Genomic DNA, 17,327 nt, shown 5'->3' on the forward strand with positions numbered 1-17,327 from the left:
ATTCATTCCTTCAATCGTTTAGGAATTAGAAACCAGGGTTTTGAGCAAAACCTGCGCTACCATCAGCCGCTTTCTCGGTCCGGTCAATCTGCGTTTGCGGAATTGGCCGGAGGTTATGCGTTTCTTTTACGTTGGCAGCGCCGTCGGGATTATAGAGTTTAACCCGTTCGACCAGGTTACCCCAGCGTTTGAGGTCGAACCACCGCATTTGCTCACCGGCCAGTTCGCGGGCGCGTTCCTGCATAATCATTTCCATATCCAACTGATCGGCTGTGATTTCCATGGCAGCCTCTTTCCCTGGCCATGCAGCCCGACGACGTACCATGTTGATAGCAGCGGTTGCTTCGGTTGTTTTGCCAAGTTTGAACTGTGCTTCGGCCAGAATCAGGTAGGTTTCGGCCAGACGGAAGGCCAGATAATCGCGGCTACCTGCTTCGTAGGTTTTGTCGGGACGAAGCGGATCCAGAAATTTTTGCAGGGTTGGGAACAGAGCCGCTGTATAAGCGCTGGGCACCAATACCTGATACGGCTTGGCAGCCCGTTGAGCCATCGTCCATTCTACACCAGGAATATAAATTGTGGTGTCGCCAGTTTTAAAGGTAACGGTCGATTTTGAATTGTCGAAAGCCGTATTGAACGTACCAGGGTTGTTGCAGAGCCAGGTATCCTTGAACGTCTTTTTATAACGTGAATCGTTGACACGGTCTTTAAAGACAGTGGCCAACAGATAGTCGGTTGGACGAAGCCGCTTGAAAGGGCGGTCGTTCACAATATCCCGAACCATACCAGCCTGTACGTCATACTGCATACCAAAATACAAATGAAGCTTATTGCCTTCACCATTGATGGTATTGACAGAGTTGATATTAGTCAGTGGGTCAGATGTATACTGAACCGCAAAGATCACTTCATCGCTGATTTCGCCGGCACCCTGGGCAAATACGCTCGCAAAGTCGGGTAACAGTTTGAAGCCATAGTTTGCAATTACGCTTTGGGCATACGTTGCGGCTTTCGAATAATCGTCGGCGGCTTTTGCTGAGGAGGTCGCTTTGGTCAGATACACACGCGCCAGCAAATGTTCAGCAGCCGCTTTAGTTGCCCGGCCATAGTCCGAGGATCTGATTTTGTTATCCAGGTCAGGAATAGCCGCTTCCAGATCCGATATAATTGCAGCATACATCTCCGCTTCCGTTGCCCGGCTGGTTTTCTTGGTTGGCCCGAGTGTTTCCGTCAGACGCAGATCTACACCACCCCATTGCTGGGTCAGAATAAAGTAGTAATGAGCTCGAAGGAACTTCATCTCTGCTACGCGTAATTTTTTAGTAGCGTCGGAAACGGAAGCAGCAGGAGCGCGCTCGATCACGGCATTACAGGTATTGATCGCTTTGTATAGCTCTTCCCAGACCTGCTGGAGAATATCGACGAAGCTATTCATCTGGGTATCATAGAAATGAAACCCTTTGTAGCTTCCGTCGGCACCAACCCGGTAGATGTCCGTACCATATTCGGTCATGGTTAGCCCCCGCTCGGTTCCGTAGAAGGTGCGCAGCGACGAATAGGCCGCTTTGCTGGCATCTTCAAACCCTTTCGGTGTATTGATGTAATCGTTGCCAATGGCCGAGATTACAGTTTCATCCAGTACATTCTTGCAGGCTTGGCCACTCAGCAGGAGGGCCGTAAGTGCCAGAACACGGAATGATTTATGTGAAAATCCTGATTTCATGTTGGTAAAATCTATGAATGTTTATAAACACAAATGACGAAACAACTGCGTTTAGAATTTGACATTTAAACCGAAGGTTGTTACCCGTGTAGCGGGCGTAACACCGTTGCTGACCGTACCATTGCTGGTTTCAGGATCGACACCGTTATACTTCGACCGATAGGTAGAGAAGATGAACGGCTGCTGAATGCTGGAGAAAATACGGAGCGATTGCATTCTGAGCTTTTGGGCGATTTTTTGTGGGAATGTGTAACCGAAGTTGATATTCCGCACCTTCACAAATGAACCATCGAAGTAGATGATGGCCGTGTTATAGACCGGGAACTCCTGGCTTGAGTTAGGCCGGGGGAATTCGTTGGTTGGGTTGTTAGGGGTCCAGTAATCGACTTTGATTTGTTCGTAACGTCCGGCCAGGGCGTTGTTGTTTTGGTGGAATCCGCTCAGGATGGTCTGGCCAACCCTGGCGTAGATAAAGAAGTTGAAATCAAAGCCTTTATAGCTGAACCGGTTTGTGATACCACCACTCCAGGTTGGGATATCGGAGCCCAGGAATACGCGGTCATCAGCCGTAATTTTGCCATCGCCGTTGGTGTCCTGTACTTTAATCTGGCCAACCGCACTTTGATAAGACTTGGCGGCATCAGCTTCGCTGGTTTGCCAGATTCCCGCTTTCTTATAGTCATAGAATTCGGTCAGTGGCTTACCAATAAAGCGTTTGTTCCCTACATCGTCAATAGGGCCATTAAATAGGGAGATAATGGCTTCTGAGTTTTTAGAGAACACGATATCCGATGTCCATTTAAAGCCACCTTTCGTATTCACGTTCACGGTAGAGATACTGACTTCTACCCCTTTGTTCTGCGTTTCGCCAATATTCCGGGTCACTGAGTTGAAACCAATGGATGTAGGCAACAGGTCGGACAGCAGCAGATCGGTTGTGCGGGTTTTGTACAATTCGATAGCACCCGTTACCCGACCTCTCCAAAGGCTGAAATCAACCCCAATGTTCGTTGTGGTAGAGGTTTCCCAGCGCAAATCGGGATTACCAATAGTGCTTGGCCGATACCCATAAGCGGCTGTGTTACCATAGGCATATACCGTGCGATCCAGTAATCCCTGCGTCTGGTAGGGAGCTACGCCCTGGTTACCCACCGATCCGCGGCTGGCCCGCAATTTCAGCAGATCAACCCAGGTCGAACCCTTCATAAAATCTTCGTTGCTGATATTCCAGCCCAGAGCAATACCGGGGAAGTTACCGTATTTTGTATTTTCACCAAACCGGCTCGAACCATCCCGACGGATAGTCGCCGTTACCAGGTATTTGTCTTTGTAGTCATAGTTGATACGACCCATGAACGAGTTAATTGTCCATTGGATCAGGTTGCTGCTTACGCCTAATACCGAACTGGCATTACCCAGGTTGTAAAACTGCTGTGTTTCTGCCGGAACGCCCTGTACGTTGATTCCATAGGCTTCATAATTATCGCGCTGAATAGATTGCAGGCCTGTAATACCGAAATTGTGGTCGCCAAACTTCTTATTATAAGTGACCACGTTCTCTAACGTATAGTTGAAGCCAAAGTTATTTGAGCTTGAGGCTTGTGGATCACCCCCTTTGCGGGCATTCGTTAGGGAGCCAATGAAGCGTCCATAGCGGTTGATTGTAAAGTCAGGACCGAAATTAACCCGATATTTTAAGCCATCAATAATCTTTACTTCCGCGTAGATGCTGTTGAAAATCCGGTATTTCTTCGTTTGTTCCACCTGAGCACCCGGTACAACTTCGGCGAGTGGGTTGGTAAGTAACGCATCGTTGGTTGGCGAGAAAATCAGATTTCCATTGTCGTCATAAGGTCTGCCGAGTGGATTTTGCTGAAGCGTAAAGTTGTAAGGATTCAGGTTTTCACCATTGCGCAGGCTATACATCATATAGGAAGCAATCCCTACTTTGAGGGCTTTATTGATCTGGTGATCGACATTGGCCCGTAGCGAATAGCGCGTGAAATCCAGCCCCGGCATGATTCCTTTGTCCACAAAGTAGCCTGCCGAAATGTAGAACTGCGTTTTTTCATTACCGCCCTGTATACCCAGCGAGTGATTCTGCTGAAAACCCTGTTTTAGAATTAGTGACTGCCAGTCAGTATTTCGGTTGGCAGCAATACCGGCTGCCACGGCTGGGTCGCCACCTAATACCGCTACTTTCGAATCGGCATAGGCATCGGCCACGCCCGTTGGAACGGGATTACCGTTTACATCTTTATAGTTACCTGTGGCCCGATAGGCTTCCCGGACAAACTCGGCAAATTCAGGACCACTAAACAGGTGAATTTTGTCCAGAGCGTCTGTAACCCCGGCATAACTATCGTAGCTAATGGTTGTCTTGCCTGTTGGATTACCTCGTTTGGTTGTCACGAGCACCACGCCATTGGCACCTCTGGCACCATAGATGGCTGTTGCGGTAGCATCTTTGAGGATTTCCATCGAACCAACGTCATTCGGGTTAATATCTTCATAGCCAGCCGAAAGAGGAATTCCATCAACTACATAAAGAGGATCGTTACCCGCATTGAACGAACGACGGCCCCGAATCCGAATGGTTGGTACGGAACCTGGCCGACTACCTGACTGCGCCACGTCTACCCCGGCAACCCGGCCCTGCATAGCTTGTCCGATGTTGGTGATGGGTTGTTCCGTGATTTGCTTGGGCGTAACCGATGAGATAGCACCCGTTGTCTGACTCTTTTTCTGAGAACCATAACCTACAACCACCACTTCGTTCAGCGCACGGGTGTCGGTCAATAGGGTGAGATCAATAACTGTTTTGCTCCCAACGGGAACCTCCTGAGAGGTGAACCCAACGGCCGAAAATACCAGCACAGCCCGGCTGTTGGGTACATTGATCCGATACTCACCGTCGGCATTGGTGGTTGTACCACGGGTTGTTCCTTTTACCGTCACGCTGACCCCTGGTAACGAGTTATTATCGTCGCCAGAAATCACTTTTCCAGTGATTGTAAGCTCCTGCGTAGGATTTTCTTTGGCAATCCGATTCACGGGTGGAGCACTGAAGGCGGGCTGGCTCACTACGGTTAGTGCCGTCAGACCGAGTAGAGGCAACCATAGGCGTCGTTGGTACTTCCGCCCAGGAAGAGAAGTAATAGTGTTGTGCATCAGGTTAAAGAATTAAGGGTTTAGAAATAAAAGGCACTCTAAAATGCATTCGGAAGTAACGGTGAGTTGAGTTAGGGTATGGCCTGTATTGATCCGGCAGCTACTTCCACTGCATCGCCAGGCTTGAGCCTTATGGGCTTCTGTTTGTTGAGTAGTAAATTGACCTTTCCTGAGGTCAGCGCAACTCGGGTACATTCTGGCCGTTGCTGAACCTGAAAGGTTGTTCCTACAGCTTCAACAGTCAGGTCGGGAGTATGTACGCGAAACAGGCGGGCAGAGGTGGTGTCGTTTCGATGAAGCACCGCAAAATCGGCCTCGCCCTCCAGCCAGACTGCCCGGGGGGTTTCGTCGGATAATTGACCCGTAAAACCCCGACGGTCATAACGTAGCTGGCTATTGGCATGAAGTCGTACTATTGAACCATCCGGTAAATTAATTGTCCGAGGTTGCCCTGCGGTTGTTTTAATTGTTTTAATGGATTGATCGGGCCCATACTGAATCCAGAGAGCCCAGCCAATCAGTAACACCACTCCCAGCATTGCTGCTACCGTTCGCAAAAAATACCACCAGCCTATTACGGCTCGTACGTCGGGTTGCAGTGGGCGGAGATCCTCCATGGTCTGGAGTGATTCACGAATTCGCCCCCATACAGATGATACCTCATCTGTTGTTAACGATGGGCTGTTGGACATTGAGGCCGTCAGCACCAATTCTCGGGCAATCTCAATCGTATCAGTACATTCCGGATTGTGAAAAAGCCAATTTTGCCAATACGCCGTCACCTCTTCGTCGTTAGGGTGTTGCACCCAGCGAACGAACAGATCGTCGAGCGCAAACTCCTCGACGGTGTAGGCTGAATATGGCTTGTGAGACACGGAATGACACTGATTTTTGTAGGCCAAAGCATCTTGGATAAGGATTTCTACTTATTCTAGACTAATTATCGTGTGAAAAGAATAGTTTGTGGATTATTCAAAGACAAGCTACGATTATTAGTGCCTGTTTTTTATAGGCACACTGTCGTAAGTGTCTGAATTTAGCTTAACATAAAGAAGAAATAATCAGACTTTTTTTATGCAATCGTTCTCGGGAACGTTCCCAGATCCAATTATTAATAAATTTTATAAATTACATGATGTTTGGCTTAAGCAATTCATAAGCCTATAAATAGCTTAAATAGGCCATATTATAGGTTATTGAAAATTGGATTTATTCTTGAATTGATGTAAATACAATAATGGATTTTCAAGGCTTTGGCAAGTAAAGTACTTAGTACTTCCTTTTCGCGCTGATGACCCGCTTTACGGGTTATAAATCAGGCAGATACTACTGGTGAAATGCTCCGGACAAACGCGGTTCGCTTTCTATTTTGATACCGTATAAGCAGAATATAGCAACTATCATAGACCTTATAGGTTATCGTTTTATTAGCACTATGATAACTATATACCAGGTCGTAAAAAAAAGTAGCCTATTAGTTGGTATAGCACTTTTAGTGGGCTGTTTTGTCGTTCCGGCTCTGGCTCGATCTGTTTATGCTGATGACGATGAGGGAAACGATTCGCTGCGAACAGCCAGCGAACGCCCAAAATCATTAACATTTACGGCTTCGACCGACCAGCGTTTCTTTTTCTTTCATGATACACGCAACGATAATGGCCGACGAATACCGGTCAGTGTTTATGGATTGCGGGCGGGTTTCCTATTTCCTCAGCAGCACGATAGACCCGCTTTGCGGGGAGGTCGTACGGCTAGTTTTAAGGCTGGGGCTGGCTTTTATTTTATCAATCAACATCTCGATCAACCTGGTCTATTGCCCAATACGTCGGAGTCGGTAACCCGGCATCTGCGGATTGGCACATTGTATTACGAGCGGTACTGGCTTCGTCGGAATTCGTTTGAAATAAGTACTCCTGTTGAATTTGGCTACGGTCATTCGCGCTACGAACGTAACGACGATCAGGCCAAAGAGCATGAAGTGGCTCGGGGCGTTTTTCTGCCACTAGGAGTCGGTGTGTTATCGGCTTATCAGTTTCCGGCAGTTCGGTGGTTGCGACCGTTGCATTGGTTTGGGGTAAATCTGCTTGTCGGTTATCGGTTTATTCTCAAAAAAGATATTCCCGAAAGCCAGATCAATTATACGGGATTCTATATATCGGTAGGGCCGTCGTTTTTTCTGGAGAACCTGACTGCCGATGTAAAACGCTGGCGACAGAAGCGGAAACAAAAGAAAGAAAAGCAGCCGCGTCAGTAAAGAATGGCGTTTTGCAGTGACTTTTTGCTAATTGTCGGCTGGCAGACGAATCTGCCTCACCAATAATGCCGTATTTTGCTACGTGTGGCATTGGGTGCGCAGGCAATCTTTGGGCTACAGCTATACATAAGCATTCTCATTCGCTTTATGCGTCATATCGTTATTCTGGGAAATGGCATTTCGGGGATTACGGCCGCCCGCGAACTCCGTAAAAAGAGCGACGACCGAATTACGGTTATCTCGGCTGAAACCGATTATTTCTTTTCCCGAACCGCGTTGATGTACGTCTATATGGGGCATCTGGAGTTTCAGCATACGAAGCCTTACGAAGACTGGTTCTGGTCAAAAAACCGAATTGATCTTGTGCAGGCGCAGGTCGCCACGGTCGATTTCGAACAAAAAGCACTTCGCTGTGCCGATGGCCAACTTATATTGTACGACGTATTGATTCTGGCAGTTGGTTCAAAACCTAATTTCTTCGGTTGGCCGGGGCAGCACCTGGCGGGCGTTCAGGGACTGTATGGGAAGCCTGATCTCGACCAGATGGAGGCCGCTACCAGGGGCATTCGACAGGCGGTGGTTGTTGGCGGTGGCCTGATTGGTATTGAACTCTGCGAAATGCTTCTGTCGCGGAGTATTAACGTTACGTTTCTGGTTCGTGAAGAAAGTTTCTGGCGGAATGTGTTGCCTGCGGAAGAGTCGGCACTGGTTACCCGTCATATTCGTTTGCACCATGTCGATATTCGGACAACTACCGAACTTGCTGAAATCCGCGACGATGGCAGCGGGCGAGTGGCTAGTGTTATCACCAGAAAGGGCGACGAAATTCCTGCTCAGTTTGTGGGTATTTCCGTTGGCGTGAGTCCGAACATTGAGTTTCTGAAAAATACAGAGCTTGCAACCGATCGGGGGATTCTGGTAAATGAGTTACTGGAGACCAGCCTCCCCGATGTATATGCTATTGGCGACTGTGTGCAGCATCGGCAACCGCCCCAGAATCCGAACGGAACCCGGCGGAAACCGCTGGAGCAAATCTGGTATACTGGTCGAATGATGGGCGAAACCGTAGCCTGTACAATTGCCGGAGTCAGAACGGCCTATAATCCGGGTATTTTTTTTAATTCGGCCAAATTCTTCGATATTGAGTATCAGGTCTATGGCGACGTGGCTAGCCAGTTGCCCAACTCCGAGCAGACCCTATATTGGGAGCATGAGAACGGAAAAATAGCATTCCGAATCAATTATCGTCGGGATAATGGAGCTGTTGTGGGAATGAACGCGCTGGGCATTCGGCAGCGGCAGGAGGTTTGGCAACGCTGGATCACTCAACAACGATCGATCCAATATGTACTGGAACATTTGCCGGAAGCCAATTTCGATCCTGAATTTTTTCGACAATATGAAACAGCTATTATAGGCGTTTTTAACGCGACTCAGTCGGGACAAACCATACGTACGCGAGCAAAAAAAGGGTTGTTTAATTTGTTTAAGGGTTGATGGCAGCCAGACAGGTGTTATTTATTTCTTTTAGAAAGAGGGTAAACGGTTGGTAAAATCTTTAATGGAGTGGATGATTCGTTCATCCACTCCATTAAAGATTAAGCACTTACAACTTCTTCCCAACGAATTGTAATGGCCTGTTCCAGGTCGGGACGGAGACTAATGGCGACTGGGCAGGTATGCGCAATTTTTTCCAGCCGGACGCGGGTTGCTTCGTCGGGCAGGGTTTCTACACGAATTGTCAGATCTACCTCGATGCGGGCGATGCGCCGGGGAGGCTGGCTCGTCATAACTTTCGTTACATCGAGTTCGCTTCCTTTCAGATCAATACCATCGCGCCGGGCAAAAATGGCCATCGTAGTTATAATACAGGTGCCCAGGGCATTGGCAACCAAATCGGTTGGGGAGAACGCTTCACCGCGTCCCTGATTATCGGTAGGGGCATCGGTATTGATATGCGTGCCAGATTGCAAATGGGTGCAGTCGGTGCGTAAATCACCGAGATAGTCAATGTGAATCGTTGCCATAAAATAATACGTATATTGTAGCCAGGTAAAACAGGAATTTGTTCGTCTTACCAACGTTACTACTTATAAATTCCGTTTTTAGTTTTCAGCTACCTAATTTGCCTAAACATAAAAAATATCAGTTGGTTAGGCTAATACGAGCTGGTAATTTGACGGGATTTGATGAAAATTGTGTAGTTTTAGTAAAGAGTTTTACAAAATGCGGACGATATACAAATGGACAACAGCTACCCTGATGGGCTGGTTGTTATTTACGGGTAATGCCTGGGCGCAGAATACGGATTCGGAAGACGAAACGTATCGGAGCATTACGACCTTTGGCATTACGTCGAATACCAATTCGGGTGTATTGGGCGGATTGTCATTCCGACAGGCTAAGCTATTGTCTGGCGATTTTTTTGGCTTACCACAGTATCGTTATCTGAGCGTTGAAATCGTTAATGTAAAGCATCCTAAAGAAATTCAGACGACCAGCAATTTTGCCAGTTCGCGCTATATATATGGAAAAGAAAATTACCTGTTTGCTCTGCGAGGTCAGTATGGTCGTGAAATAAAACTGTTTGAACGGAGTGGCGACGAAGGCATTGCTGTAAGTGGTATTTTTGCGGCCGGTCCTACGCTGGGAATCATAAAACCCTATTATGTGAAAATTCAGGAGGGCAACCAGACGCGCTCCGTACCCTACAGTTCACTAACGCAGGGTAGTGGTGGTTTGCAGGGCGCTCCTATAGGCTCTGGTGGTTTTTTTCAGGGCCTTGGCGATTCGAAACTAACGGTGGGCCTGAATGTCAAAGCCGCCCTAAGCTTTGAGCTAAGCACCTTTCGCAACAATACAACCGGTATCGAAATCGGTTTTCTGGCCGAAGTATTCCCAAATAAGATTGTGATTATTCCAAACCCAGGGCCCAATGGCTCCCGCGAAGACGGTAACCGCAGTTTCTTCACGTCGGGTTATGTAACCCTGTTTTTTGGCAGTAAAAAATGAACAGTAACTAAGGCGGGTCGGCCTTAACACTCTTTTTGGCCGTTCTCCTTTCGTCTGTTTTGCTGAACTTTCCGCACAAAAAACGAATTTTGCTGGAAAGGATTGAGGAGCCATGATTGAACTACCCGTAATACCCTCCGAACAACAACGGAACCGAACTGCCGGTACAAAACGCCCCGACTGGCTGCGTGTTAAACTGCCCATCGGGCCAGAATATGCGAAGGTTCGTAAGTTGGTAGACGAACATAAATTGCACACGATCTGCGAAAGTGGCAACTGCCCAAACATGGGCGAATGCTGGGGAGCAGGTACGGCCACATTTATGATTCTCGGAAATATATGCACCCGGAGCTGTACGTTTTGTGCCGTAGCAACGGGGCGCCCGAATGAATACGACACCGATGAGCCCCGGCGCGTAGCCGAAGCCATCGTATTGATGAAAGTAAAACACGCTGTAATTACATCCGTCAATCGTGATGAACTGAAGGATCGGGGTGCCGAAATCTGGTACCAAACGGTACGGCTTATCAAAGAAGCCTCGCCAGCTACAACCATCGAAACGCTGATTCCTGATACAAAAGGAAACTGGGAAGCACTCGAACGAATGATTTCGGCTGGGCAGGAAGTGGTTTCGCATAATATGGAAACCGTTGAACGGCTGTATCGGCGGGTTCGTCCACAGGCCCGCTACGAACGGAGTCTGGAGCAAATCCGACGGACTAAAGAATATGGACAGCGAACCAAGTCGGGTATTATGCTGGGTTTGGGCGAAACGCACGACGAAGTATTCAAGGCAATGGACGATCTGGCCGAAAATGGCCTTGATGTATTGACGCTTGGCCAGTATCTTCAGCCAACCAGGATGCATCACGAAGTTATCGAGTGGATTCATCCCGAAACGTTTGCTATGTATAAGGAAGAAGGGCTGAAACGGGGTCTGAAATATGTAGAATCTGGCCCGTTGGTGCGTTCAAGTTACCATGCCGAAAAGCACGTCAACGTATAAAGTTTGTGCGTATATTTTCAAACAATTAGACGTACCCAATATTATTAGTAATAAAGTCCGGACGAGCCGCCCGGACTTTTTATTTACTGCATGAGAAAATATGACTTCATCATCGCGGGCGGTGGCATGGCGGGGTTGAGTTTGGCCTATTACCTGACTCAGTCTCCATTACGCGATCGCTCAATACTGATTCTGGACAAAGATGTTAAAGACCGCAACGACCGTACATGGTGTTTTTGGGAAAAAGGAGAAGGTGCCTTTGAATCCATCCTGTTTCGCAAATGGAATCGGGTAAGTTTCCACGGAACCACGCATACTGGTGCCCTGGATTTAGGGAGCTATCAGTATAAAATGTTGCGGGGAATCGATTTCTATGAGTTTATTCAGCATGAACTAAACAAATGGCCTAACATTGAGCAACGGCAGGCTACCATAAACCGGATCAAAGAAACCCCTCAGGGCGGATTCGTGATTGCCGACGATGAGCCTTATATTGCCGATTATGTGTTCGACAGCACATTTTTGCTCAAACTAAATCAACCCGAGAATCACAACCTGCTGCAACATTTCAGAGGCTGGGTCATCAAAACTGAAAAAGACTGTTTTGATCCAACATTGCCCGAACTGATGGATTTCAGAGTGGCACAGCAGGGCGACTGCCGTTTTGTTTATGTGATGCCCTTTGATGCCAAAACGGCTCTGGTTGAATTTACGCTCTTTAATGACTATCTGCTAGCTGATACTGATTATGAAGCCGCACTTCAACAATACATCGATCAGTTTTTGGATACGGGGGCTTACGAAATCTGTGAAGTTGAAACGGGCGTAATTCCGATGAGCGATGAACCGACGGAAGAAAACCCCTCTGAACACATTGTTCGGATTGGGACCGCAGGGGGCCATACGAAACCATCTACCGGCTACACCTTTCAGCGTACCCAACGCTATTTGCGTACTATAGTTGATGCTCTGGCCCAAACGGGTAAACCCAATCGGAAGACATCCTGGTTTGCCAACCGATTTAAACTGTACGACAGCATTCTGCTGAACGTACTGGAACAGCATCGCCATCCGGCCGACGATTTGTTTACCCGGTTTTATGCCGATAATCGACCCGAACGCATTTTTCGGTTTCTCGATGAAGAAACCCGTTTTATGGACGAGATACGCGTATTCGCCACGATGCCCTGGCGGCCTTTTACCTCCGCTTTTTTCGATGTGATGCGCCGACGAATGTTTGGTTGAGAAAATCCAGAAATTTGCGTTACCCTCAGGCAGGTAAACCGTCCTAACGGGCATTAAACCAAAAAGCGCTGCCTGAGCAGTTATACACGGCAGGGTATTACTCTAACTCATATCTGTAAGCTCGTGAATCTCTATGTACAACCGTATACGTTCTATCTGGTAGTTTGGTTGATAACCCTCCTGCTAGCCGTTAGTGGTGGATTTCTGTTTGGATACCTACTGCGCGATCGTCAGGATTCAAAAGGTACAACCAAGCTAAATCAGCCGAACTATTATAGCGGAGTTACGGCTGAACGTAAACGACTGCTTTCTTCCCGATAACAGCTTATTCGCAAAGCGGCTGAGCCGTCTGTTCCGGTAGTCTGAATAGCTATAGCTTTGACAAGTAAAGGCTAAGCATCATAACACTAGTAAGATAGCTAAGAAAGTATCCCATTTTTCTTGGATTCCACAGAGGGCTGCCGTTTGCTACAACGAATTCAAATAGCTCGTTATTAGCCTTAAGCCCAACTTCCCGATAGATAATTCGCCACTGCTGAATTGTACTTTATATTGACAGACCGTTGACTTTGATTGTTGCCCCTTGCTAAATATCTTGTAGATTTGCAAAATCATAACCAAGCAATAGGGAGCAGTAATGCCGTATCTTTTCACTTCCGAATCTGTTTCTGAGGGTCACCCAGATAAAGTCGCTGACCAAATCTCCGACGCGCTCATCGATAATTTCCTCGCATTTGATCCGTCCAGTAAAGTAGCCTGCGAAACACTGGTTACAACCGGTCAGGTAGTATTGGCGGGCGAAATAAAAACAGATACGTACTTAGACGTTCAACGAATCACGCGGGATGTTATCCGCAAGATTGGTTATACCAAAAGCGAATATATGTTCGAAGCTAACTCCTGTGGTATTTTCTCGGCGTTGCACGACCAGTCGGCCGATATTAACCAGGGTGTTGACCGGAAGGTAGAACATGAAGATTTCGAGAGTCATGCCAATGCGCAGGGCGCGGGCGATCAGGGCATGATGTTCGGTTATGCAACTAACGAAACCGACAACTTTATGCCTTTGCCGCTGGATCTGGCTCATGCCATCCTGCGCGAAATGTCGTTTATTCGGAACCACGAGCTTCATCTGATGCCCTACCTGCGCCCAGATGCCAAATCGCAGGTAACAATCGAGTATTCTGACGACCATCAGCCAATTCGCATCGATACCATTGTCGTATCGACCCAGCACGACGAATTTGCGGATGACGAAACTATGTTGAGTAAAATCAAACACGATATTATTAACATCGTCATTCCTCGGGTAAAAGCGGCTCAGAAAACAGAATTGCACCACTTATTTACCGATGATATTACCTATTACATTAACCCAACGGGTAAGTTTGTGATTGGTGGGCCACATGGCGATACGGGGCTAACAGGCCGGAAAATTATTGTGGATACTTATGGCGGCAAAGGTGCCCATGGGGGAGGAGCTTTCTCGGGTAAAGATCCCTCGAAAGTTGACCGTTCGGCGGCTTATGCAACCCGTCATATTGCCAAAAACCTGGTTGCTGCCGGTCTTTGCGATCAGGTACTGGTGCAGGTTTCGTATGCAATTGGAGTTGCCCAGCCTTGTGGATTGTATGTCAATACGTATGGTACGGCCAAGGTTGATATGCACGATGGCGAAATTGCTGAGAAAGTAGGACAAATTTTCGATATGCGCCCCTATGCCATCGAACAGCGCCTGAAACTTCGGAATCCGATCTATTTCGAAACGGCAGCTTATGGACACATGGGCCGTAAGAACGAGATTGTGAAGAAAACGTTCGGGTCGAACGGCCATTCTAAAGAGGTGGAAGTTGAACTGTTTACCTGGGAAAAACTCGATTTCGTTGATCAGGTTAAAGCCGTATTTGGTCTATAATCGATTTGAATCTATAACAAAAAAGCCACCCGAACAGGTGGCTATTTTTGTTTTTAGTAAGTATTGGTTTTATAACTCATCGGGTTCGAAAACCTCCTCTTCGGCTTCCATTCTGGATTTAGCTTCGGTTATAGCCGGACTGAATATATCGTTTCGTTTCTGTTTGCAACGGACGAGTTTGTCTTTTAATACCTCAAGAACTTTGTCGGTTGCGCTCTCAAAGCTTTTATCGTGGTCTTTCACGAACAGCTCCTTGCCCGGAACCGTCAGTCGAACTTCCACGACTTTTTCCTTGATTTTGTTAGAGTCTGCACCGTCTAACTTAAGGAACACCTCCGCGCCAATAATTCGATCATGGAAGGTGTCTAATTTGTTCAGTTTCGCCTGGATAAAATCTAACAGGGTCTGATCGGCCGTAAAGCGTACGGCATGAATTTGTAGTCTCATTGTGTCGCTTTTAAAAGTGAACTGAAATAGGAACATCAATGGACTATCTAAGTTTGGGTATCTTAGCCACAATGTCAAGCCCGGATGGGAAAGATACAATTGTGTTTCACGCTGGAGTAATACTGAGTTAATATAAGGCTTCGTAACGAGCTGTTTACATCTGTACGTGGAACAGTACTTAACAAAAGTTCTTTATAAAATATAATTTCAAAATACTACTGTAGGTAAATTTTGATTGACTGACGAGGTCGAAGCGTAATCAGGGGTTGGGTAGTGATCTGTAGATCGGGTACTGGTTTAAGGTCAAACCGATTTAATAACACCGTCAGTAGGGCCTGCATTTCCATGAGCGCAAACTGATTACCTATGCACAGGCGCGGGCCACCACCAAAGGGCAGAAAAGCATAGGCATGACGTTCGCGAGCCTTATCGGGTGCGAATCGGTCAGGATCGAACCGGTCGGGGTTTGGCCAACTGACCGGATCGTGATGCAGCACATAGGGACTTATTAATACACCGCTGTTGGCTTCCAGCCGATAGTTGCCAAACTGGTCGGGGCCCAGCGACAGGCGGCTCATAATCCAGGCCGGTGGGTAGAGCCGTAGCGATTCGTTGACGACCCGCGACAAATACGGCATAGCTCGTAAATCGTCGGCAGATGGGCGTTTGCGCTGACCAAGTGTTGCCTGGATTTCGGCTTTGATCCGGGCCAGAACTTCAGGATGCTGAGCCAGCAAATGGAGTGTCCAGGCCATTGAGGTCGCCGTAGTTTCGTGTCCTGCCGTAAAGAGTGTCACCATCTCGTCGCGAAGCTGTTCATCCGACATTCTTTCGCCCGTTTCTTCATCTATGGCATGTAGCAGCATATCCAGCAGATCGTCGCGGTGCTGGTCGGTTTGGCGTCGGGATTCAATTATTCCGAAAATCAGGTTATTAACCTGGGCAGTTGCTTTGTTGAAAGCCCGGTTGTCGGGTGTGGGTACCCATTTCGGAAGGCGAATGGGATTGATAACGGCATTGTTGGCAACGTGGTTGAGATTTGCCAGCGCCTTCGACAGATCGTCGAGTTCATCGGCCAGACTACTGCCAAATAGTGTTCGGGTAACAATTCGTAAGGTAACGTCGGTTGTGGCAGTTGAGATGTTGACGGGGCCTTTTGACGCACTCTGTTCCAGTCGGTTTACCCAGCTAATGGCTTCGTCGATCATGGTTTCGGCCAGCAGTGCCAGCTTTTGCCGATGAAAGGCCGGTTGAGCCAGCCGACGTTGCCTGCGCCAGAAGTCGCCCTCGCTGGTTAGCAGGCCGTTTCCCAGAAATTCCCGCAGAATAGCAAACGATTTTCCCCGGCCATAATTGCGGTTGTTTTCCTGAATAACCTGTTTGGTTTCTTCGGGCTTAAGCATGAGCGTTGTGGTTCGGTTGCCAACCTGAATGCGAACCATGCGCTGCTCGCCGTAGGTGTCTAACAAACGGCGCATAAAGGCTAGTGGATTGCGTATGTACTCAAACGAATTACCAACAAGTGGCAAGCCAGGGTGGACCGGAATAGGCAGAATCGTAGCGTGCATTGCTTCCATAAGAGAACAGGTTACTGGCGAGTACTATCGTTAGAACGACGGCAGCAAGTATATGCCGACGTGGTTATACTAATTTGTAGTTACGGTATTCGCCCATGCGCCAGCCGGTTAGTTTTTCAATAAAAATCTTCAGGCGGTTTTTGAACGAGTATTTTTTCTCGCGGATGTCGAAGTCGAATTGCCAGTGCTGGGCATGTATGCGTGGCTGCATAACAGCGGGGTGTGTTTCTTTGAACTCCGCCAGGGCATCAATGCTCTTATAGTCGAACTGATCGAGTGTTGGGCGACCCTTTATTTCGTCGTCGGTATGCCAGAAGCGTTGAACGGCATTGAGCTTCCGTTGCTGTACTTCCGGCGGTTTTACCCAGCCGTAATGATAAATATAGGCATCGATCAGCTTAACGTGTAGTTTCTGATTATCCGTTGTTCGAAAGCCCTGTGCATCGCGGTATGCCCTAACATTACCCGTATTGCGAATTACCCGAATCTCGCGTCGATACCACTGGGGAGAATCGCCCACGTAACGATAGGAACCGTAGAAATGCAGGTACTTGAAGAGGAGGCCTTCTACGTCGGGCTGGTTTATATAGCGTTCCATCGCCTGCCGAACCACCGGCAGGTATCGCTCATGCAAAACTTCATCGCCCTGAATATAGAAAGCCCAGTCAGTATCGGGCAAAATAGTGGCCAGCGCTTTATTGGTTTCAACGGCAAGCACTTGCCCCCCTGCTCGCAACGAATCGTCCCATATGGTTTCAATAATGCGAATTTTAGGAGAATCGATGCTTTTGATCAGTGCCAGTGTATCGTCTTCAGACTTGCCAACAGCTATTACAAATTCATCACAGAGTGGCAAAACAGACTGAATAGCCTCAAGAATAGGGTAATCGAACTTAAGAGCATTTCGAACAATACTGAACCCGGTAACTTTCATACAGTGAAATAACGAACGGCGGGTATAAAGATACAAGTCCGGC

General features: G+C 47.7%; 14 protein-coding genes. 7 read left to right on the top strand and 7 right to left on the bottom strand.

Annotation, left to right across the window (positions count from 1 at the left end; genetic code table 11):
- Window positions 1–25: 25 nt before the first annotated feature.
- The 3 genes from WBJ53_RS05000 to WBJ53_RS05010 all read right to left on the bottom strand — a co-directional run bounded on the left by WBJ53_RS05000 (window position 26) and on the right by WBJ53_RS05010 (window position 5,769).
- Entirely contained in the window at window positions 26–1,723 is a 1,698-nt protein-coding gene (locus tag WBJ53_RS05000) for a RagB/SusD family nutrient uptake outer membrane protein (protein WP_338874960.1), read from the bottom strand.
- A gap of 51 nt (window positions 1,724–1,774) precedes the next feature.
- On the bottom strand, window positions 1,775–4,894 hold the full coding sequence (locus WBJ53_RS05005) for a TonB-dependent receptor (RefSeq protein ID WP_338874961.1): 3,120 nt from the start codon (window positions 4,892–4,894) through the stop codon (window positions 1,775–1,777).
- A 71-nt stretch (window positions 4,895–4,965) separates the two neighbouring features.
- Complete coding sequence (locus tag WBJ53_RS05010) at window positions 4,966–5,769, bottom strand: FecR family protein (RefSeq protein ID WP_338874962.1); 804 nt, start codon at window positions 5,767–5,769, stop codon at window positions 4,966–4,968.
- Between the two features lie 560 nt (window positions 5,770–6,329).
- On the opposite strand from WBJ53_RS05010, the gene WBJ53_RS05015 reads away from it, so the two are divergent.
- Window positions 6,330–7,148 (top strand): hypothetical protein, encoded by an 819-nt coding sequence (locus tag WBJ53_RS05015; protein WP_338874963.1) that lies wholly within the window; start codon window positions 6,330–6,332, stop codon window positions 7,146–7,148.
- A 147-nt stretch (window positions 7,149–7,295) separates the two neighbouring features.
- A complete protein-coding gene (locus tag WBJ53_RS05020; protein WP_338874964.1) occupies window positions 7,296–8,645 on the top strand; it encodes an FAD-dependent oxidoreductase in 1,350 nt (449 codons plus the stop codon).
- A 101-nt stretch (window positions 8,646–8,746) separates the two neighbouring features.
- Here the strand turns inward: WBJ53_RS05020 and WBJ53_RS05025 are convergent, their stop codons facing one another.
- Window positions 8,747–9,175: an OsmC family protein gene (locus WBJ53_RS05025; protein ID WP_338874965.1), complete on the bottom strand. Its 429-nt coding sequence runs from the start codon at window positions 9,173–9,175 to the stop codon at window positions 8,747–8,749.
- Between the two features lie 199 nt (window positions 9,176–9,374).
- Here WBJ53_RS05025 and WBJ53_RS05030 point away from each other — a divergent pair, with 199 nt between their 5' ends.
- The 5 genes from WBJ53_RS05030 to metK all read left to right on the top strand — a co-directional run bounded on the left by WBJ53_RS05030 (window position 9,375) and on the right by metK (window position 14,326).
- Entirely contained in the window at window positions 9,375–10,160 is a 786-nt protein-coding gene (locus WBJ53_RS05030; RefSeq protein ID WP_338874966.1) for a hypothetical protein, read from the top strand.
- A gap of 112 nt (window positions 10,161–10,272) precedes the next feature.
- The gene (gene lipA / locus WBJ53_RS05035; protein ID WP_338874967.1) at window positions 10,273–11,166 is read left to right on the top strand and encodes a lipoyl synthase; all 894 of its coding nucleotides are present in this window, start codon (window positions 10,273–10,275) and stop codon (window positions 11,164–11,166) included.
- A 90-nt stretch (window positions 11,167–11,256) separates the two neighbouring features.
- A complete protein-coding gene (locus WBJ53_RS05040; protein WP_338874968.1) occupies window positions 11,257–12,411 on the top strand; it encodes a lycopene cyclase family protein in 1,155 nt (384 codons plus the stop codon).
- Between the two features lie 123 nt (window positions 12,412–12,534).
- Entirely contained in the window at window positions 12,535–12,732 is a 198-nt protein-coding gene (locus WBJ53_RS05045) for a hypothetical protein (RefSeq protein WP_338874969.1), read from the top strand.
- A 316-nt stretch (window positions 12,733–13,048) separates the two neighbouring features.
- A complete protein-coding gene (metK, locus tag WBJ53_RS05050; RefSeq protein ID WP_338874970.1) occupies window positions 13,049–14,326 on the top strand; it encodes a methionine adenosyltransferase in 1,278 nt (425 codons plus the stop codon).
- A 69-nt stretch (window positions 14,327–14,395) separates the two neighbouring features.
- Here the strand turns inward: metK and raiA are convergent, their stop codons facing one another.
- The 3 genes from raiA to WBJ53_RS05065 all read right to left on the bottom strand — a co-directional run bounded on the left by raiA (window position 14,396) and on the right by WBJ53_RS05065 (window position 17,284).
- Window positions 14,396–14,773, bottom strand: coding sequence for a ribosome-associated translation inhibitor RaiA (raiA, locus tag WBJ53_RS05055; RefSeq protein ID WP_338874971.1), 378 nt, complete (start codon window positions 14,771–14,773; stop codon window positions 14,396–14,398).
- Between the two features lie 215 nt (window positions 14,774–14,988).
- Window positions 14,989–16,350 carry a cytochrome P450 gene (locus WBJ53_RS05060; protein WP_338874972.1) on the bottom strand — a complete coding sequence of 454 codons (1,362 nt, stop codon included), beginning with the start codon at window positions 16,348–16,350 and terminating at the stop codon, window positions 14,989–14,991.
- Between the two features lie 64 nt (window positions 16,351–16,414).
- A complete protein-coding gene (locus WBJ53_RS05065) occupies window positions 16,415–17,284 on the bottom strand; it encodes a glycosyltransferase family 2 protein (protein WP_338874973.1) in 870 nt (289 codons plus the stop codon).
- Window positions 17,285–17,327: the final 43 nt, after the last annotated feature.

The organism is Spirosoma sp. SC4-14, assembly GCF_037201965.1.
Lineage (GTDB): Bacteria > Bacteroidota > Bacteroidia > Cytophagales > Spirosomataceae > Spirosoma.

Coding starts and splice junctions, on each gene's coding strand:
- WBJ53_RS05025 (WP_338874965.1), bottom strand. CDS start 9,175: ATGGCAACGATTCACATTGACTATCTCGGTGATTTACGCACCGACTGC.
- WBJ53_RS05015 (WP_338874963.1), top strand. CDS start 6,330: ATGATAACTATATACCAGGTCGTAAAAAAAAGTAGCCTATTAGTTGGT.
- WBJ53_RS05060 (WP_338874972.1), bottom strand. CDS start 16,350: ATGGAAGCAATGCACGCTACGATTCTGCCTATTCCGGTCCACCCTGGC.
- raiA (WP_338874971.1), bottom strand. CDS start 14,773: ATGAGACTACAAATTCATGCCGTACGCTTTACGGCCGATCAGACCCTG.
- WBJ53_RS05065 (WP_338874973.1), bottom strand. CDS start 17,284: ATGAAAGTTACCGGGTTCAGTATTGTTCGAAATGCTCTTAAGTTCGAT.
- WBJ53_RS05000 (WP_338874960.1), bottom strand. CDS start 1,723: ATGAAATCAGGATTTTCACATAAATCATTCCGTGTTCTGGCACTTACG.
- WBJ53_RS05030 (WP_338874966.1), top strand. CDS start 9,375: ATGCGGACGATATACAAATGGACAACAGCTACCCTGATGGGCTGGTTG.
- metK (WP_338874970.1), top strand. CDS start 13,049: ATGCCGTATCTTTTCACTTCCGAATCTGTTTCTGAGGGTCACCCAGAT.
- lipA (WP_338874967.1), top strand. CDS start 10,273: ATGATTGAACTACCCGTAATACCCTCCGAACAACAACGGAACCGAACT.
- WBJ53_RS05040 (WP_338874968.1), top strand. CDS start 11,257: ATGAGAAAATATGACTTCATCATCGCGGGCGGTGGCATGGCGGGGTTG.
- WBJ53_RS05005 (WP_338874961.1), bottom strand. CDS start 4,894: ATGCACAACACTATTACTTCTCTTCCTGGGCGGAAGTACCAACGACGC.
- WBJ53_RS05020 (WP_338874964.1), top strand. CDS start 7,296: ATGCGTCATATCGTTATTCTGGGAAATGGCATTTCGGGGATTACGGCC.